The organism is Falsiroseomonas sp. E2-1-a20, assembly GCF_051433195.1.
GTDB lineage: Bacteria > Pseudomonadota > Alphaproteobacteria > Acetobacterales > Acetobacteraceae > Falsiroseomonas.
In genome coordinates this window covers 174,685-191,649 of record NZ_JBHMFT010000001.1, presented here as the reverse complement: position 1 = coordinate 191,649, position 16,965 = coordinate 174,685, and the positions used below count along the sequence as shown (strand labels likewise).

Sequence of the window (16,965 nt, the reverse complement as noted above, 5' to 3'; positions counted from 1 at the left end):
AACCACGGCATGACGATGAACCCGCAGATCCTGCTCGCCCGCCGCCCGAAGGGCGCGCCGGTGCCAGAGGATTTCAAGCTCGTCGAGACCGCGCTGCCGGAACCGCAGGACGGCGAGGTGCTGGTGCGGCATCGCTTCATCTCGCTCGACCCCTACCAGCGCGGCCGGATGGACGATGTGAAATCCTACTCCGCGCAGGTGGCGCTCGGTGCCGTCATGGAATGCCAGGCGGTGGGCCAGGTGGCGGCCAGCCGCGACGGGCGATTCAAGGAAGGCGACTGGGTGCTCGGCGGCTTCGGCTGGCAGACCTACTCGGCGCGCCCGGCCAAGGCGCTGATCCCGATCGACGCGAACGAGGCGCCGCCCTCCACCGCGCTCGGCGTGCTCGGCATGCCGGGGCTGACCGCCTGGGTCGGGCTGGCCGACATCGGCGAGCCGAAGGCGGGCGAGACGGTGGTGGTCTCCGCCGCCTCCGGCGCCGTCGGGCAAGTGGTCGGGCAATCGGCGAAAATCCGTGGCTGCCGCGTCATCGGCATCGCCGGCGGTCCGCGGAAATGCGAATTCGTGAAGGACACGCTCGGCTTCGACGCGACGGTCGACCACCGCGGCGACCTCGACGCGCAGCTCGATGCCGCCTGCCCGGACGGCATCGACGTGTACTGGGAGAATGTCGGCGGCGCGGTGCAGGCGGCGGTGTTCCCGCGGCTGCGGGAATTCGGGCGCATGGTGATGTGCGGCGTCATCGCGCAGTACAACACCGCCTCCGGCCTGGCCGCGCACGGCGCCCCGCCCGGCCCGAACCTCGGCCCGGCGGTGCGCAAGCGGCTGCGCATCCAGGGCTTCATCGTCTCCGACACCGGCTGGCCGCGCTACCCGCAGTTCCGCGCCGAGATGCTCGGCCACATCAAGGCCGGGCGGATGCAGTGGCGGGAGGATGTGGCGCACGGCCTCGCCGCCGCGCCCGCCGCCTTCATCGGCATGCTGGAGGGGCGCAACTTCGGCAAGCAGGTCATAGCCCTCGCCTGACCATGGACGACGCGGCGCTCGCACGGCATCTGTCGGGCACAAGGGTGCTGCTGTGCTACGGCCTGCTGGGCGAGGTCATCGCCGGCCTCGCCCCCGTGGGCATGGACTACATGGGCGGCCAGCTTGCCTGGCTCACCGGCCTCGGCGTGGCGGTGCAGGTGGTGAAGCTGCCGACCGCAGCACCGGTCGGCGTGAATGCCGGCCGCATCGCCGCGGCCATCCTGTCGGACCCGCGCCCGGCCCTCCTCGTCGGACATTCCAAGGGCGGGCTGGAGGCGCTGGCGGCGCTGCTGGTGCCCGGCATGGCGGCGCGCTGCCACGGCTTCATCGCCTTGCAATCGCCCTTCTTCGGCTCGCCGGTCGCGGATCTGCTGCTGGCGCGGCGGCCTGTGCTGATGGCGGTGCATCATCTTGCCCGGCTGTCGCGCCTCGGCACCGGACGCGGGTTGCGGGACCTGACGACGCCGGCGCGGCAGGGATGGATGCGCGCGCATGCGCCACAGGTGGCGGCGCTGACCGCCGGGCTGCCGGTCGTCACGCTGGCGACCGAACTCCGCGCCGAGGGCCATGACTGGCGCGACGGGCTCTACCGCCCGCTGGCGCGCTGGATGCAGGGCCAGGGCGCCGGGCCGAATGACGGGCTGGTGCCCGTCGCCTCCGCCCTGCTGCCCGGGGCGCGCCAGGCGGTGCTGCCGGGCTGCCACCGGGCGCTGGTCGCGCGCGGCCCGGGGCGGGACCCGGTCGGGGTGTTGCGGATGGCGCTGGGGCTGATCCTCGCGCCGGCCTGAGCCGGCCTGGTCAGCCGAAGATCACATCGCCCTCCACCAGGGCGGTCACGCCGCGCAGCGTCGCGATCGGCACCGGGTCATCGCCGCCCAGGCCATCCATGTCGAAACGCAGCTCGCTGTTGGTGGTGTTGAACAGCAGGGTCGATTCCGCGCCGGCCACAGGTGCCACGCCCTGCACCAGCGGCCCGGCGATGCCGAAGAAGATCCGGATCACGTCCTCGCCGCTGACGAAGCCGCGGATGAGATCGCCGCCATCGGCACGGTCGACGAACATGAAGACATCCTGTGCCCCGTCGGCCTGGCTCTGGTGCAGATCGGCGCCCGTGCCGCCGTAGAAGGTATCGGCGCCGGCACCCCCGATCAGCTTGTCGTCGCCGGCGCCACCAATGAGGTAGTCGTTGCCAGCCCCGCCCTTGATCAGGTCGTTGTCCCAGCCGCCAACCAGCAGATCGTCGCCTTCGCCTCCCAGCAGCGTGTTTTCGCCATCGCCGCCATTCAGCGTATCGGCCCCGGCCCCGCCATTCAGCAGGTCGCGGCCATCCTCGCCGTAGATCAGGTCGTCGCCATCATTGCCCTGGATGAGATCATCGCCGGCACCGCCCCACACCGAATCGGCACCGGCATCGCCACGGATCCGGTCGTCCCCGGTGCCGCCGATGATCTGGTCGTTGCCGGCGCCGCCGATCAGCCTGTTCGTGCCCGCAACGCCGTACAGGACGTCTGCGCCGTCGCCACCGGTCAGGGTATCGTTGCCGCCACCGCCGTTGAGGATGTCGTCGCCAGTCCCGCCGATCAGGCGGTCATTGCCGTCCCCGGCCGACAGGGTGTCATTGCCAGTCCCGCCGAGGAGCCTGTTGTCGCCGCCCGCGCCATCGATCAGGTCGTTGCCGGCACGGCCCGAGATCAGGTCGCCGCCGGAGCTGCCATAAACAGTATCGTCCTGCGCGCCCCCCTCGACCGTGCTGCCGCCGGCCCCAAGGACGACCAGGCTGCGGCGCCCAGCGTCCACGGCCAAGGTCACGCCCGCCACGGCCTCCCGCGCCAGGTAAAGCGAGACCTCCTGGACGGAGACGGCCGGCGCGTCGAGGATCGTCACGTTGAAGCGGGCGACGCTGTCGAGTGCGAGCGGCTGGCCCGGCGCGCCGGCATAGACATGGGAGTGGGTGAAGGCGAAGGAGGGCACCTGCGGCGTGAAGACCTCGCTGGCCCCGTCACCCCAATCCGCCACGTCGAGCGACACGGTCCGTTCCGGGCCCGCGGTGAACAGCCAGATCGGCTCCAGCGTGATAAAGCCGTTCTGGGCGCCGCGAAGGACGGTGAGGATACCAATCTGCATGCGGCGCTCCGGTGCGGCCAGGATTTGAACCGGAACGATAAAGAAGCTGCATCAAATTGAATGCAAGCGTCAATAAATGATTGCGCTGAGACGTCGCGCAGCCCGGGGCGCGTCGCGCGCCCCGGGGCCATCCTCATTCCTTGGCCACTTCCACCAGCACCAGCTCCGCATCCTCTTCCGCCGTGATGGAGAAGGCTGGCTCGTCGACAATGCCGGCGCCGTCCCGCTCGGCCAGCGCCGCCCCGTTCACCGTGGCTGCGCCTTTGGCAACCACCAGGTAGGCGGCGCGGCCGGGGGCCAGGTCCTGCGTCAGGGTCTGGCCCTTGGCCAGGGTCGCCGCCATCACCGCGCCATTGACGTTCAGCGGCAGCGCACCCGTGCCTGCGTCGCCCGGACGGCCGGAGGCCAGAACCTCGAAACCGGCCTCCCGGGTCGCCTTCGGGAACTCCTTGGCGCCCCAGTTCGGCTTGGCGCCGCGGACATCCGGCATGATCCAGATCTGGAAGATCTTCGTCGTCTCGGGCTCCAGGTTGTATTCCGCATGCACCACGCCGGTGCCGGCGGACATGATCTGCACGTCGCCCGCCGCGGTGCGGCCCTCGTTGCCGAGGTTGTCCTTGTGGGTGATCGCACCTTCCCGGACATAGGTGATGATCTCCATGTCGCGGTGCGGATGCGCGTCGAAGCCGGTGCCGGCGGCGATCTCGTCGTCGTTCCAGACGCGCAGCTTGCCCCAGCTCATGCGCTTCGGGTCGTGGTAGTTCGCGAAGGAGAAGTGATGCTTCGCGTTGAGCCAACCATGGTTGGCGCCGCCGAGGGTGGCGAAGGGTCGTACGTCGATCATCGGAAGGGTCTCCCGCTGGGCCGGGGCGATGCGCCGGGGCCGCTGTCTGTCGGGCGGTGAGATAGGGGATCGGCCGCCGGCTTGCAGCGGTGGCGTTCCGATCGGCCTCATTCAGCCGATGAATGGCGAGCCGGCGCACCGGCCGGATGGCGCGGCGTTGCGCAGTCCGGGCATCCCCGGTGTCCGAAGGAGCCCACGCCATGACCCGCTTCCGCTGCCTGCCCATCCCCACCGAGACCGCGACACGCTGGCGCGAAACAGGCCGCGACGACCGCGGCAACGCGCTGCTGCGCCGCAGGGTGGACGGCCCCGGCTTCCCCTGCCGCCACTGCCTGCGGCTCGGGCAGGCCGGCGAGACCATGCTGCTGGGCAGCTACGACCTGCCGCGGCCGCAGGGCGTCTACTGGACGCCGAGCCCGATCTTCCTGCACGCCGAGGCTGCCGATTGCACGCGCTTCGCGGCGGAGGGCGAGGTCGCGCCGATCGTGCTGGCGAACGGCCTGGTTTCCGTCCGCGCCTATGACGCCGAGGATCTGTGCCTCTACGACCTCGGCCAGGTGGTCGAGGGCGAAGCGGTGGCGGCGCCGCTGGCGCGGGCGCTGGCGGACCCGCGCACGCGCCACGTCAACATCCACACGGCGCGGCCGGGTTGCCTGCTGACGGCGGTGGAGAAGTGCGCCTAGGCGCCGCTCAGCGGCACATCAGGATCGGGATTTCCGAATTCTCCAGCACGTGCCGCGTCACGCCGCCCAGGATCAACTGCCGCAGCCGCGAATGGCTGTAGGCGCCCTGGCACATCAGATCCGCGCCGAAGTCGCGCGCCGCGCCCAGCAGCCCGGCGCCGACTTCCCGCGTCTGCGACTTGAAGGCCACCGTCTCGGCCTCGATCTCGTGCCAGCGCAGATAGGCGCGGATCCCGTCGGCGGAGGGGCCGCGGCGCTGGTAGTCCTCGGAATGCAGGATGCGCACGGCCTCCGCCTGGTGCAGCCAGGGCAATGCGGCGGCAACCGCGGCGGCGCTTTCGGCGCTGCCGTTCCAGGCGATGCAGATGCGCTTGCCCATCACATCCGGCGCCACGCGCGGCGCGATCAGCACCGGGCGCCCCGAATCGAACAGCACGGCATGCAGCGCGTCGGAGGAGGAGACATCCTCATCCGCCTCCGGATGCGGCACCACCGCCATGTCGTAGAGGCGCGACTGCTGCGCCACCACATCCTCCTCCCGGCCCGCGATCGATTCGAAGGACAGGGTGACGCCCGGCACCTTCAGCGCGGTGTCCGGGTTCGACGCCATGGTGAGGTCGCCATGCGTCGCGGTGAACCGCTCGAACAGCGCGCGGACGCGGCCGGCGCGTTCGCCGCTTTCGCGTTCGGTCGCGGCCATCATCTCCTCGATCATCGCGCCCGACAGGCCTTCGCCGGCCAGCGGCGCGACATCGCGCGCATCGACGCGGACATGCAGGCAGTGCAGGTGCGCGCTCCAGATCCTGGCCACCTTCAGCGCGGTGGCGAGGGCGGCCTCGCCGGCGGCGGTTCCGGTCAGCGGCAGCAACAGGCGTCGATAGGCCATCGCGCCTCTCCTTTATCCAGTTGGTCTCAAAGCCTTCCCGACGCCTTTATGCCCTATTCCGGGGGCGCAAGGCCAGTGTGGCCCGCGCGGCATCGAAAGCGTCCGTGGCATCCAGGATCGTCCAGGTGATCGCGCCCGGATCGGCGGTCGCCGCCCGTTCCAGCACCTCCACCGTGGCGTCGGAGGCATCGCGTCCCTCGGCCGTGCGGGCGGCGACGCGGCGGCGCAGCAGGTCCATCGGCGCGGCCAGCCACAGGCCGGTGAAGGGTTGCGGGCGCGCCGCATCCTCCGCCGCCCGGCGCTGCGCCGGGTCCAGGAACACGGCGTCGAGCACCACGGAATGCCCGGCGGCCAAAGCCTGCCGCGCCACGGTGTAGATCTCCGCATGCACCGCCTGGCTTTCCGGCGAGGCGTAGGCAGCGGCGGGCAGGCGCGCTTCCGGCGCCACGCCGGCGCGGCGCTTGCGCGTCTCATCCGTCCGCAGGTGCAGCGCGCCGGGCGCCACGCCGAGATCGGGCGCCAAATCGCGCGCCAGCACGGTCTTGCCGGTGCCCTGCAACCCGCCCACCGCGACCAGCCGCGGCGCCACCGGGCGCAGGAAGTCCCGCGCCGCGACCAGGTAGCGATGCCCGTCGCCGCCGCGCCGTGCCTCGACATGCGCGCGCACCATCGCCCGCAGCGCCATCCAGAAGCCGAGCGCCGGCAGCAGCCCGAAATCGCCGGTGCGGGCCAGATAGCGGTTCATCACCCGGTTCGCGGACGCGCGCTGGCCGAACTGGCACAGATCCATCAGCAGGAAGGCGAGGTCGTAGCCGGTATCCGTGGTGGCCAGCGCCTCGTCGAATTCCAGCGCATCGAAGGGCGTCGGCCGGCCCTCCCAAAGGCACAGGTTGCCGAGGTGCAGGTCGCCATGGCAGCGGCGCACGCAGCCCGCGGCGGCACGGGCCGCGAGGTGCGGCGCCAGCGCCGCCAGCCGCGTCTGCATCGCGGCGCCAAGTTCGGCGACCTCCGGCTCCGGCAGCCCGGTCGCGCGGCAGTCCCGGATGTTGCCCGCGAGCACGCGGCCGGCGGCGGCCGGCGCGTCGAAATCGCGTGGCGCCGGCGCGGCGGCCTGGTGCAGCGCCACCACGGCATCGGCGGCGGCATCCAGCAGCGCCGGCGTCAGCCCGCCGCGCCGGGCGATGACGTCGAGGAAATCGCCGGGCGGGACGGGCGCCATGCGCAGCACCCAATCCACCTTCTCGCCACCGCCATCGAGTGCCAGGTCGCCGCCCTCCTGGCGCGTGACAGGCACCACGTCGCGGTACAGGCCCGGCGCGTGCGGCTGGTTCAGCGCCAGCTCACGGCGGCAGAAATGCTCCCGCGCCGCCAGTTCGGAGAAATCGAGAAAGCCGAGGCGCACCGCCTTCTTCAGCTTCCACACCGTGTCCGGCCCGATGAAGACGGCCGAGATATGCGTCTCCACCGGGTCAGCGCCAGCCAGGCGCCGCAGCAGGGTCGCCGCGTCCGCCTGTCCGGGCGGGATCACGGGTAGAGCATCTCCAGCGTCCAGCCATCGCCATGGCGGTGGAAGACGCGGCGCTCGTGCAACCGGAACGGCATGTCCCGCCACAACTCCATGCGGTCCGGCCGCAGCCGGAAGCCGGACCAGTGCGAGGGGCGCGGAATTTCGCCCAGGCCGAAGCGCAGCGTCTGTTCCGCCACCGCCTTCTCCAGCGCGAAGCGGCTTTCCAGCGGGCGGGACTGCCGGCTGGCCCAGGCGCCGATGCGCGACCCGCGGGCGCGGGAGGCGTAGTAGGCATCCGCCTCCGCGTCCGGGACCTGTTCCACGCGCCCCTCGACGCGCACCGAGCGTTGCAGGGTTTTCCAGTGGAAGCACAGCGCGGCAAAGGGGTTGGCAGCCAGCTCGCCGCCCTTGCGGCTTTCGAGGTTGGTGTAGAAGACGAAGCCTTCCGCATCGACGCCCTTCAGCAGCACCATGCGGGCGGAAGGACGCCCCTCCGGCGTGGCGGTGGCCAGGCAGACGGCGTTCGGGTCGTTCGGCTCGGACTTCGCGGCTTCCGCCATCCAATCCTCGAAGACGGCGATGGGGTCGTCCTGCGTCGGGGTATCCAAGGCGCGTCTCCTGCTGGCGGCCGGTGGGAGGCCGACAGGTGAGAGGCCCCTTGCCCGTGGCAAGGGCATGTGCCACCACCGGAAGCCCATCGCAACCAGGCGCCGAGGCCCCTTCCCCATGCCAGATGACGTCACGTCCGAACCCGCCAGCACAGGGGTGCCCACCGGCACGCTGATGGCGGGGAAGCGCGGCGTCATCATGGGCGTGGCGAATGACCGCTCGATCGCCTGGGGCATCGCCCGCCATCTGGCCGCCCAGGGCGCCGAGATCGCCTTCACCTACCAGGGGGAGGCGCTGGAGCGCCGGGTGCGCCCGCTGGCCGAGAGCATCGGCAGCCAGCATGTGCTGCCCTGCGACGTGACGGACGATGCCAGCGTCGATGCGGTCTTCGCCAGGCTGGGCCAGGAATGGGGTGGCCTGGACTTTGTGGTCCATGCGATCGGCTTCGCCGACAAGCAGTTCCTGCGCGGACGCTACATGGACACGCCGCGGCCGGCCTTCCTGCAGGCGATGGATATTTCAGTGTACTCCTTCGTCTCCGTGGCGCAGCGCGCGGTGCCGCTGATGAAGCCGGGCGGCAGCCTGCTCACCATGTCCTACCTGGGTGCGGAACGCGTGACGCCGCACTACAACGTCATGGGCGTGGCCAAGGCGGCGCTGGAGGCCAGCGTGCGCTACATGGCGGCCGACCTCGGCCGCTCCGGCATCCGGGTCAACGCGATCTCGGCCGGGCCGATCAAGACGCTGGCGGCCAGCGGCATCGGTGATTTCCGCTACATCCTGAAGTGGAACCAGTACAACGCGCCGCTCGAGCGCAACGTGACCATCGAGGATGTCGGCGGCGCCGGGCTGTACCTGCTGTCCGACCTCGCCTCCGGCGTGACGGGCGAAGTCCACCACGTGGATTGCGGCTACCACGTCGTGGGGATGAAGAACCCGGATGCGCCGGATATCGCGACGGTCTGACCCCGGACGAGGGTGCCTCGCGCCGCGCCGAACATTGCGGTAAGCGAGGCGCACCATGTCCCACAACACCTTCGGCCACCTGTTCCGCGTCACCACCTGGGGCGAATCCCACGGCGCCGCCATCGGCTGCGTCGTCGATGGCTGCCCGCCGCGCCTGGCGCTGACCGAGGCCGATATCCAGCCGTACCTGGATCGCCGCCGCCCCGGGCAGTCCAAATTCGTGACCCAGCGGCAGGAGGCGGATGCCGTCCGCATCCTGTCCGGCACCTTCGAGGGCGTCACCACCGGCACCCCCATCGCGCTGCACATCGAGAACACGGACCAGCGGTCCAAGGACTACGGCGAGATCAAGGACCGCTTCCGCCCCGGCCACGCCGACCTGACCTATGAGCTGAAATACGGCGTGCGGGACTATCGCGGCGGCGGCCGCTCCTCGGCGCGGGAGACCGCGATGCGGGTCGCCGCCGGCGCCATCGCGCGGCGCGTGCTGGAAGGCGTGACCATCCGTGGCGCGCTGGTGAACATGGGCGGCGATGCCATCGACCGCGAAAGCTTCGACTGGGCCGAGGTCGACAACAACCCCTTCTTCTGCCCCGACCCCGCCGCCGCCGCGCGGTGGGAGGCGCGGCTGACCGCCGCCCGCAAATCCGGCTCCTCCCTCGGCGCCATCGTGGAAGTGGTGGCGGAAGGCGTGCCGCCCGGCCTTGGCGCGCCGATCTATGGCAAGCTGGATGCGGACCTGGCCGCGGCGCTGATGGGCATCAATGCCGTCAAGGGTGTCGAGATCGGCGATGGCTTCGCCGCCGCCGCCCTTTCCGGCGAAGGCAATGCGGACGAGATGCGGATGGGACCGGGCGGCGAGGTCCTGTTCGCCTCCAACCACGCCGGCGGCATCCTCGGCGGCATCTCCACGGGGCAACCCATCGTGGCCCGCTTCGCGGTGAAGCCGACCAGTTCCATCCTGACGCCGCGCCAATCGGTGGACCGCTTCGGGCAGGAGGTCGAGGTGCTGACCAAGGGCCGGCACGACCCCTGCGTCGGCATCCGCGCCGTCCCGGTGGGCGAGGCCATGCTGGCCCTGGTGCTGGCCGACCACCTGCTGCGCCACCGCGCGCAGAACCCGGATGCGCCCGTCCGCGCAAGGCTCCCACGCAACTAGATCCGCACCACGCCCGGCGCAGGCCGCGCCAGCCGCCCGGCGCCTTCGAGCCGCGCCAGGGCGCGGTAGACGGCCTCATGCGTCAGGCCGAGTTCGGCGGCAACCGCCTTCCAGCTCCGGCCGATGCGCCGCGTGCCGTCGGGTGCGGCGGGCAGCGCGCCGAGCAGGTCCAGCAGGCGATCCTCGGCCCGTGGCAGGGCCAGGCGCTGCGCCCGCGCGCGTTCCTCCACCAGCCGCGCCGCAAGGTGCGCGGCCAGCGCCCAGGCCAGCGCGGGGTCGGCGGTGGCGGCGCGGTGCAGCGCGGCGGCTGGGTGGATGGTGACCTCGGACGCCAGGGCGGCGATGCCGTCGCAATGATGCGTCTCGGCGAACAGCGCCGCCTCGGCGAAGCTCTCGCCCGGGCCGGCGCGGTGCAGGATGGCGGTGCGGCCCTCGACGGAGACGCGGCGCAGTTCCAGCGCCCCGCGCCGGACCAGGACCAGGCCGATGCAGAGGTCTCCGGTGCGGAACAGCGCCTCCCCGGCGGAAAGGCTGCGGCTGTGGCCATGTGGCAGGCTGGGCAGGGTCATGTGACCAGGATCATACGGCCCGCGCCGCGCCGGCGCTATCAGGCGGCAACCGCCGAGGACCCGCCCGCATGCGCCGCCTGATCGCCCTGGCCTGCCTGTTCGCCCTGCCCGCCGCCGCACAGCACGCGCATCACCACCCGCCAGCCGCGCAGCCCTATGCCGGGATGCAGGCCCGCGCCATCAAGGCCATCTCGCCCGAACAGGCCGCGGACCTGCTGGCGGGGCGCGGCATGGCGCTGGCCCTGGCGGCGGAGCTGAACGGCTATCCCGGCCCGATGCACGTGCTGGAACATGCCGAGGCGCTGGCGCTGACCACGGACCAGCGCGCCGAGGCGGCGCGGCTGCGCGACGCCATGGCGGCCGAGGCCCGCGCCCTCGGCGCCCGCATCCTGGCGGTGGAGGCGGAGCTGGATGCGCTGTTCGCCGGCGGCCAGGCCGAGGCCGGGCCGCTGGCCGCGCTGACGGCGGCGCTGGGTGGCCTGACGGGGCGGCTGCGGGAGGTGCACCTGGCCGCCCATATCGGCATGCGGGCCGCACTCACCCCGGCGCAGCGCGCCACCTATGCCAGCCTGCGCGGCTACGCCCCGCGCTGAGCGAAGGGGGCTTCCCGCCGGCCCGATCCTTCGCGACACTCGGGGGCCGCGGAGGACAGCATGCCGGATACCCACCTGCCACGCCGTATGACCGGCCAGGGCGAGACGGTCGAGACGCAGCGCCCGATCGGCGACGCGGTGAAGACCACCACCTGCTACATGTGCGCCTGCCGCTGCGGCATCAAGGTCCACCTGAAGGACGGCCGCGTCCGCTACATCGAGGGAAATCCGGACCACCCCGTGAACCGCGGCGTGATCTGCGGCAAGGGCAGCGCCGGGATCATGACGCAGTACTCGCCGGCGCGGCTGCAGGCGCCGCTGAAGCGGGTCGGCCCGCGCGGCTCCGGCGAATATGCCGAGATTTCCTGGGCCGAGGCGATGGAGACCGCGACCGGCTGGCTGCGCAACGTCCGGCAGACGGCGCCGGAGCGCCTCGCCTTCTTCACCGGCCGCGACCAGTCGCAATCCCTGACCGGCTTCTGGGCGGCGCAGTTCGGCACGCCGAATTTCGCGGCGCATGGCGGCTTCTGTTCGGTGAACATGGCGGCCGGCGGGCTGTACACCATCGGCGGCAGCTTCTGGGAATTCGGCGAGGTCGACTGGGAGCGCTCGAAGTACCTGGTGATGTTCGGCGTGGCGGAGGACCACGACAGCAACCCGATCAAGATCGGCCTCGGCAAGATGAAGGCGCGCGGGGCGAAGTTCGTCTCGGTGAACCCGGTGCGCACCGGCTATTCCGCCATCGCCGATGAGTGGATCGGCATCCGTCCCGGCACGGACGGGCTGCTGGTGATGGCGCTGATGCATGAGCTGCTGCGGACGGATCGCGTCGATCTCGAATTCCTGGTGCGCTACACCAATGCGGCCTGGCTGGTGGTCCGCAACGCGGGTGGCGCGGATGACGGGCTGTTCCTGCGCGACGGCGATGGCAAGCCGATGGCATGGGACCGCGTGGCGCAGGCGCCGCGCGATGCGGCGACGGCCGAGATGCAGCCGGCCATCGTCGGCGAGTTTTCGTTGACTGACGGCCGCAAGGCGGTGCCGGTATTTCAGCTGATGGCGGAACGCTACCTCGGTGCGGAGTATGCGCCGGCGGCGGTCGCCGAACGCTGCGGCATCAGCGCCGAACGGATCGTGCGGCTCGCCGACGAGATCGCCGACGTCGCCTTCAACCAGACGATCACGCTGGAGCAACCCTGGACCGATGCGCTGGGCCGGCGGCACGAGACGATGGTGGGCCGGCCGATCTCCTTCCACGCCATGCGCGGCATCTCCGCCCATTCGAACGGCTTCCACACCTGCCGCGCGCTGCACCTGTTGCAGATGCTGCTGGGCGCCGTCGATACGCCGGGCTCCTGGCGCTACAAATCGCCCTTCCCGCGGCCGATCCCGCCGGGGCCGGGGCCGGCGGGCCGAAACTTCGCGCCGAACACGCCGATCGCCGGCAACCTGCTCGCCTTCCCGCACGGGCCGGACGACCTGCTGGTGGATGATGACGGGCATCCGCTGCGGATCGACAAGGCCTTCAGCTGGGAGGCACCGCTCGGCCTGCACGGGATGATGCACACCGTCATCCACAATGCCGGCGCCGGCGACCCCTACCCGATCGACACGCTGTTCATGTTCATGGCGAACATGGCGTGGAACAGCGCGATGAACCCGATCGAGACCATCCGCATCCTGACGGAGCAGAACCCGGATGGCAGCTACCGCATCCCGCACGTCATCTATGCTGATGCCTTCTTCAGCGAGACGGTGCCCTATGCCGACCTGATCCTGCCCGACACGACGTATCTGGAACGCTGGGACTGCATCTCCATCCTCGACCGCCCGATCGGCAGCGCGCATGGGCCGGGCGATGCGATCCGCCAGCCCGTCATCAAGCCGGACCGCGACGTGCGGCCGTTCCAGGACGTGCTGATCGAATTGGGCGCGCGCCTCGGCCTGCCCGCCTTCGTGAAGGAGGATGGCTCGCCGCGCTGGAGGGACTATCCGGACTACATCACCAACCACCAGCGCATGCCGGGCGTCGGCCCGTTGGCCGGCTGGCGCGGGGAGGACGGGACGAAGAAAGGCGTCGGCGAACCGAACCCCGACCAGCTCGCGAAATACATCGAGAATGGCTGCTTCTGGCAGCACAAGCTGCCGCCCGAGCAGGGCTACTTCAAGCAGGCCAACCGCGCCTACCTGGATGAAGCCAAGGCGATGGGGATGATGGGGCAGTCCAACCAGATCGTCATGCAGATCTGGTCGGAGCCGTTGCAGAAGTTCCGCCTCGCCGCCCAGGGCCACGGCAAGCGCCAGCCGCCGGACCGGCTGCGCGCGCGCATCGAAACCTATTTCGACCCGCTGCCCTTCTGGTATGCGCCGCTCGACCAGCAGGCGCATGACGTCACGCCCTATCCGCTGTCCGCCGTCACGCAGCGGCCGATGGCGATGTACCATTCCTGGGGCTCGATGAATGCCTGGCTGCGGCAGATCCACGGCGCCAACCGGCTGTACATGTCGCGCGCCACGGCGACGAAGCAGGGCATCGCGCAGGATGACTGGGTCTGGGTCGAAAGCCGCGCCGGGCGGGTGAAGGGCCAGGTGACGCTGATGGAAGGCGTGAACCCGGACACGGTGTGGACCTGGAATGCCATCGGCAAGCGCAGCGGCGCCTGGCAGCTTTCGGCCGACAGCCCGGAGGCCGAGAAGGGCTTCCTGCTCAACCACGTCATCACCGAATGGCTGCCGGCCCAGGAAGGGTTCCGGAGTGCCAACGCCGACCCGGTGACTGGCCAGGCCGCCTGGTACGACCTGCGCGTCTCCGTCACGAAATGCGCGCCGCATGAGTTCGGCCACACCTCGCCGCATCCGCCGACCATGAAGCCACCGCCGAACATGCCGGCCGTGCCGCTCATCATCCGGGAGCCGGCGCGATGACCGAATTGCCGCCACCCTCCGCAAAGAAACTCGGCCTGGTCATCGACCTGGACACCTGCGTCGGCTGCCAGGCCTGCGCCACCAACTGCAAGGAATGGAACGCCGGCGGCCATTCCGCCCCCCTGCCCGACTTCCAGCCCTATTCGGCCGGGGCCGAGGGCGTGTGGTTCAACCGCGTGCATTCCTACGAAGCCGGCGAGGGCGAGGCCGGGCGCACCGTGCATTTCCCGCGATCCTGCCTGCATTGCGAGACGCCGGCCTGCGTCACCGTCTGCCCCACCGGCGCCAGCTACAAGCGGGCCGAGGACGGCATCGTGCTGGTCAACGCGGAGGCCTGCATCGGCTGCGGGCTGTGCGCCTGGGCCTGCCCGTACGGCGCGCGGGAGATGGACGAGGATGCGGGGGTGATGAAGAAATGCACCCTCTGCGTCGACCGCATCTATAACGAAACCATCCCGGAGCCGCAGCGCCAGCCGGCCTGCGTCATCGCCTGCCCGGTCTCCGCGCGCCATTTCGGCGACCTCGGCGACCCGCAAAGCGCCGTGTCGCAACTGGTGGCGTCGCGCGGCGGCTACGACCTGATGCCGGAGCTGGGCTACGGCCCGGTCAACAAGTACCTGCCGCCGCGGCAGCGTCCGGCGCCGAATCCGAACCCGCCGGCGGAGGCGGACCTGGCCACGCAGGACATCAGGAACCCGCTGCTGCGCTGGCTCGACCGGGCGCTGAGCCGATGAGCCGTGCCATGGCGGAAGCGCCGCAGGCGGCCCCCCTCACCCACCCCTCTCGCCCCGGCGGGGGGAGAGGGCTGTCCAGGATCTGCTCGACGTGAACCCGGCGCCGTCTATCGTCTTCTTCACCACCGCCTCCGGCGCCGGCTACGGCCTGCTGTTCTGGCTCGGCGTGCTGCGGCCACTCGGGCTGATGTCGGCCTGGCCGGGCTTCGCGCTGCTGGCGCTGGGCTTGGCTCTGCTGCTGATCACCGCCGGGCTGCTTTCCTCCCTGCTGCATCTCGGCCGGCCGGAGCGGGCGTGGCGGGCGCTGTCGCAGTGGCGGTCCTCCTGGCTGTCGCGGGAGGGTGTGGCAGCCGTGGCGACCTATGCGCCGGCCGGGCTGTTCGGGCTGGCACTGGTCTTCGGCTGGCCGGCGATCGGCACGCTTGCAGGTCTGCTGGCGGCGGCGGGGGCCGCGGCAACGGTTTGGTGCACCGCGATGATCTACGCCTCGCTCAAGCCGATCCGGCAGTGGCACCAGGAATTGGTGGCGCCGGGCTACCTGCTGTTCTCCGCCTTTTCCGGCGCGGCATTGCTGGCGGCGCTGTCCGGCTTCGCGGGGCGCCCCACCGTGCCGGCGCTGCTCGCCGTGGCGCTCGGCGTCGCCTCCCTTCTGTTGAAACGGCGCTACTGGCAGGTGATCGACGCGCCGGCGCCAGCCGATGCACCGACCATCGAGTCGGCCACCGGATTGGGCCGGATCGGCCGTACCCGGCCGCTCGATCCCCCGCATACCGAGCAGAACTGGCTGCTGCGCGAGATGGGGTTCCGGCTCGCCCGCAAGCATCGGGACCGGTTGCGGCCCTTGGCGCTGACGGGTTTCGCCGCCGCCGCGGCCCTGACGCTGGCAGCCCTGCCAATCGGCGGCGCGCTGGGCGCCGGCCTTCTGGTGCTGGGGGCCGTCGCGGCATTGCTGGGGCTGCTGGTCGAGCGCTGGTTGATGTTCGCCGAGGCAACACACACCGCAACTTTGTATTATACCGGCGAGGGCTGATTTCTTCGCCCCATCACGTATCCGAAACTTGACGCTCCCCCCTCCGATAGCGTTAGGGAATGGGAAGAACATCAAGAACAGGTCATCGTGATGCCCTTCGCCGATCATCGGCCCGATCCGGCCGATCTGGACCGTTTCCGTACCCTCTGCGGCGCCCGGCTCTGGGCGAAACGGCTCGGTGACCTGACGCAGCGCGCGGCGGTGGCCTCGCTCTCCGGCAAGGCGGCGCAGCAGCGCCATGCGCTGGAACTGGTGCTGGCCCGCCTGGCCGATCCGAGGGCCCTCGCCCGCGCCACCCCCGCCGAACGCCATGCCACCGCCTTCGCGCGGGAAGCGGTGAAGCTGGCCGAGCGCCTGCCCACGCCGCAGCGCGCCCGCCTGCGTGCCGAGATCGCCGCCGGCCTGACCGGCGAGGCGACGCTGATGCCGCTGTTCCACCTGCTGCGCACCGCAGCCCTGCACCGCCGGCGCGGCTTCGAGGTGACCTTCGCCGGGCTAACAGAGGATGCGTCCTACGACCTGCTGATCCGCCGCGAGGGCGTCGAGGCCGAGGTGGTGTGCGAGACGGTGTCCGCCGAGGATGGGCGGGAGGTGCATCGCGGCGACTGGTGCGCGCTGGTCGACAAGGTGAACCCGGACCTGCAGACCTGGCTCGCCGCGCATCCCGGGCGCTACCTGCTGAAGATGACCCTGCCCGGCGGCATGGCGACGGACAGCCAGGTGGCCGAGCTGCACCGCCGCATCGCCGGCCTGCTGACCGCCGAGAAGCGCCAGGATTCCAGCGCCGATGCGGTGCTGAAGCTGGACCCGCTGGTGCTGGCCGGCGCCCAGGCGACCCGCCAGGGCCTGCCCGCCCAGCTCCGCGCCCAGTTCGGCGAGGAAGCGCACCTGGCGGTGACCCAGGGCGGCGGCTCCGTCTTCGTCATGGCGGCGCGCGCGGGGCGGGAGAATTCGATTTCCGCCGCCGTCACCCGCCGCTGCGCCCTGGTGGCCGAAAGCCGCCTGAGCGGCACGCGCCCCGGCCTGCTGGCGATGTTCGTCGAGGATGTGGACCGCGCCGAATGGCGCGGGCTGCGGGATCGCCTGGAGCTGGAAGGCGCCGCCCGCCGCTGGCTGACCGAACCCGCCGCCCGCCATGTGGTGGCGGTGGCCTGCACCAGCCGGATGGAGCTGTTCGGCGTGGCACCGCCGGATGGCGCGCCGGAAGGCGAGCTGCGCTTCCGCAACCCGGGGCACCCGGCCGGCAAGAACCCGGCGCTGGCGCCGGCGGTGGCGTCCTCGAACTAGCCCCCCCTCACCCAACCCTCTCC

16 protein-coding genes are annotated in these 16,965 nt (G+C 71.2%); 10 read left to right on the top strand and 6 right to left on the bottom strand.

Features of this window, described 5'->3' with window-relative positions:
- Positions 1-9: 9 nt before the first annotated feature.
- Positions 10-1,026 carry an NADP-dependent oxidoreductase gene (locus ACFHPP_RS00920; protein WP_437161383.1) on the top strand — a complete coding sequence of 339 codons (1,017 nt, stop codon included), beginning with the start codon at positions 10-12 and terminating at the stop codon, positions 1,024-1,026.
- A 2-nt stretch (positions 1,027-1,028) separates the two neighbouring features.
- Positions 1,029-1,814, top strand: a complete 786-nt coding sequence (locus tag ACFHPP_RS00915; RefSeq protein WP_437161382.1) for a hypothetical protein — start codon at positions 1,029-1,031, stop codon at positions 1,812-1,814.
- Positions 1,815-1,824: 10 nt separating this feature from the next.
- Here ACFHPP_RS00915 and ACFHPP_RS00910 read toward each other — a convergent pair whose 3' ends face one another.
- Complete coding sequence (locus ACFHPP_RS00910; protein WP_437161381.1) at positions 1,825-3,150, bottom strand: calcium-binding protein; 1,326 nt, start codon at positions 3,148-3,150, stop codon at positions 1,825-1,827.
- A gap of 133 nt (positions 3,151-3,283) precedes the next feature.
- Entirely contained in the window at positions 3,284-3,994 is a 711-nt protein-coding gene (locus tag ACFHPP_RS00905; RefSeq protein ID WP_437161380.1) for a pirin family protein, read from the bottom strand.
- A gap of 200 nt (positions 3,995-4,194) precedes the next feature.
- Here ACFHPP_RS00905 and ACFHPP_RS00900 point away from each other — a divergent pair, with 200 nt between their 5' ends.
- Positions 4,195-4,677 carry a DUF1203 domain-containing protein gene (locus ACFHPP_RS00900; protein WP_437161379.1) on the top strand — a complete coding sequence of 161 codons (483 nt, stop codon included), beginning with the start codon at positions 4,195-4,197 and terminating at the stop codon, positions 4,675-4,677.
- 7 nt (positions 4,678-4,684) lie between these two features.
- On the opposite strand, the gene ACFHPP_RS00895 is transcribed toward ACFHPP_RS00900, so the two are convergent.
- Genes ACFHPP_RS00895 through pdxH form a run of 3 tightly spaced genes read right to left on the bottom strand, consistent with a single transcriptional unit; the run spans position 4,685 to position 7,630 of the window.
- Positions 4,685-5,563, bottom strand: coding sequence for a universal stress protein (locus ACFHPP_RS00895; protein ID WP_437161378.1), 879 nt, complete (start codon positions 5,561-5,563; stop codon positions 4,685-4,687).
- Between the two features lie 46 nt (positions 5,564-5,609).
- A complete protein-coding gene (locus ACFHPP_RS00890; protein ID WP_437161377.1) occupies positions 5,610-7,091 on the bottom strand; it encodes an AAA family ATPase in 1,482 nt (493 codons plus the stop codon).
- Positions 7,088-7,630: a pyridoxamine 5'-phosphate oxidase gene (pdxH, locus tag ACFHPP_RS00885; RefSeq protein ID WP_437161680.1), complete on the bottom strand. Its 543-nt coding sequence runs from the start codon at positions 7,628-7,630 to the stop codon at positions 7,088-7,090. Before pdxH ends, ACFHPP_RS00890 begins: the two co-directional genes overlap by 4 nt.
- A 166-nt stretch (positions 7,631-7,796) precedes the next feature.
- Here pdxH and fabI point away from each other — a divergent pair, with 166 nt between their 5' ends.
- Both fabI and aroC read left to right on the top strand, forming a co-directional pair.
- Positions 7,797-8,645, top strand: a complete 849-nt coding sequence (fabI, locus tag ACFHPP_RS00880) for an enoyl-ACP reductase FabI (RefSeq protein ID WP_430669873.1) — start codon at positions 7,797-7,799, stop codon at positions 8,643-8,645.
- Between the two features lie 55 nt (positions 8,646-8,700).
- A complete protein-coding gene (gene aroC / locus ACFHPP_RS00875; protein ID WP_437161376.1) occupies positions 8,701-9,804 on the top strand; it encodes a chorismate synthase in 1,104 nt (367 codons plus the stop codon).
- Here aroC and ACFHPP_RS00870 read toward each other — a convergent pair.
- Entirely contained in the window at positions 9,801-10,373 is a 573-nt protein-coding gene (locus tag ACFHPP_RS00870; protein WP_437161375.1) for a Crp/Fnr family transcriptional regulator, read from the bottom strand. The genes aroC and ACFHPP_RS00870 overlap by 4 nt on opposite strands.
- A 68-nt stretch (positions 10,374-10,441) precedes the next feature.
- Here ACFHPP_RS00870 and ACFHPP_RS00865 point away from each other — a divergent pair, with 68 nt between their 5' ends.
- From ACFHPP_RS00865 to ACFHPP_RS00845, 5 genes are all read left to right on the top strand, one after another.
- Positions 10,442-10,966 (top strand): Spy/CpxP family protein refolding chaperone, encoded by a 525-nt coding sequence (locus tag ACFHPP_RS00865; protein WP_437161374.1) that lies wholly within the window; start codon positions 10,442-10,444, stop codon positions 10,964-10,966.
- A gap of 60 nt (positions 10,967-11,026) precedes the next feature.
- Positions 11,027-13,891, top strand: a complete 2,865-nt coding sequence (locus tag ACFHPP_RS00860) for a molybdopterin oxidoreductase family protein (RefSeq protein ID WP_437161373.1) — start codon at positions 11,027-11,029, stop codon at positions 13,889-13,891.
- Positions 13,888-14,625, top strand: coding sequence for a 4Fe-4S dicluster domain-containing protein (locus ACFHPP_RS00855; RefSeq protein WP_437161372.1), 738 nt, complete (start codon positions 13,888-13,890; stop codon positions 14,623-14,625). The genes ACFHPP_RS00860 and ACFHPP_RS00855 overlap by 4 nt, the downstream gene beginning before the upstream one ends.
- Positions 14,626-14,716: 91 nt before the next feature.
- Positions 14,717-15,655 carry a dimethyl sulfoxide reductase anchor subunit family protein gene (locus tag ACFHPP_RS00850; protein WP_437161371.1) on the top strand — a complete coding sequence of 313 codons (939 nt, stop codon included), beginning with the start codon at positions 14,717-14,719 and terminating at the stop codon, positions 15,653-15,655.
- 90 nt (positions 15,656-15,745) lie between these two features.
- Positions 15,746-16,942, top strand: a complete 1,197-nt coding sequence (locus ACFHPP_RS00845) for a hypothetical protein (protein ID WP_437161370.1) — start codon at positions 15,746-15,748, stop codon at positions 16,940-16,942.
- Positions 16,943-16,965 lie beyond the last annotated feature (23 nt).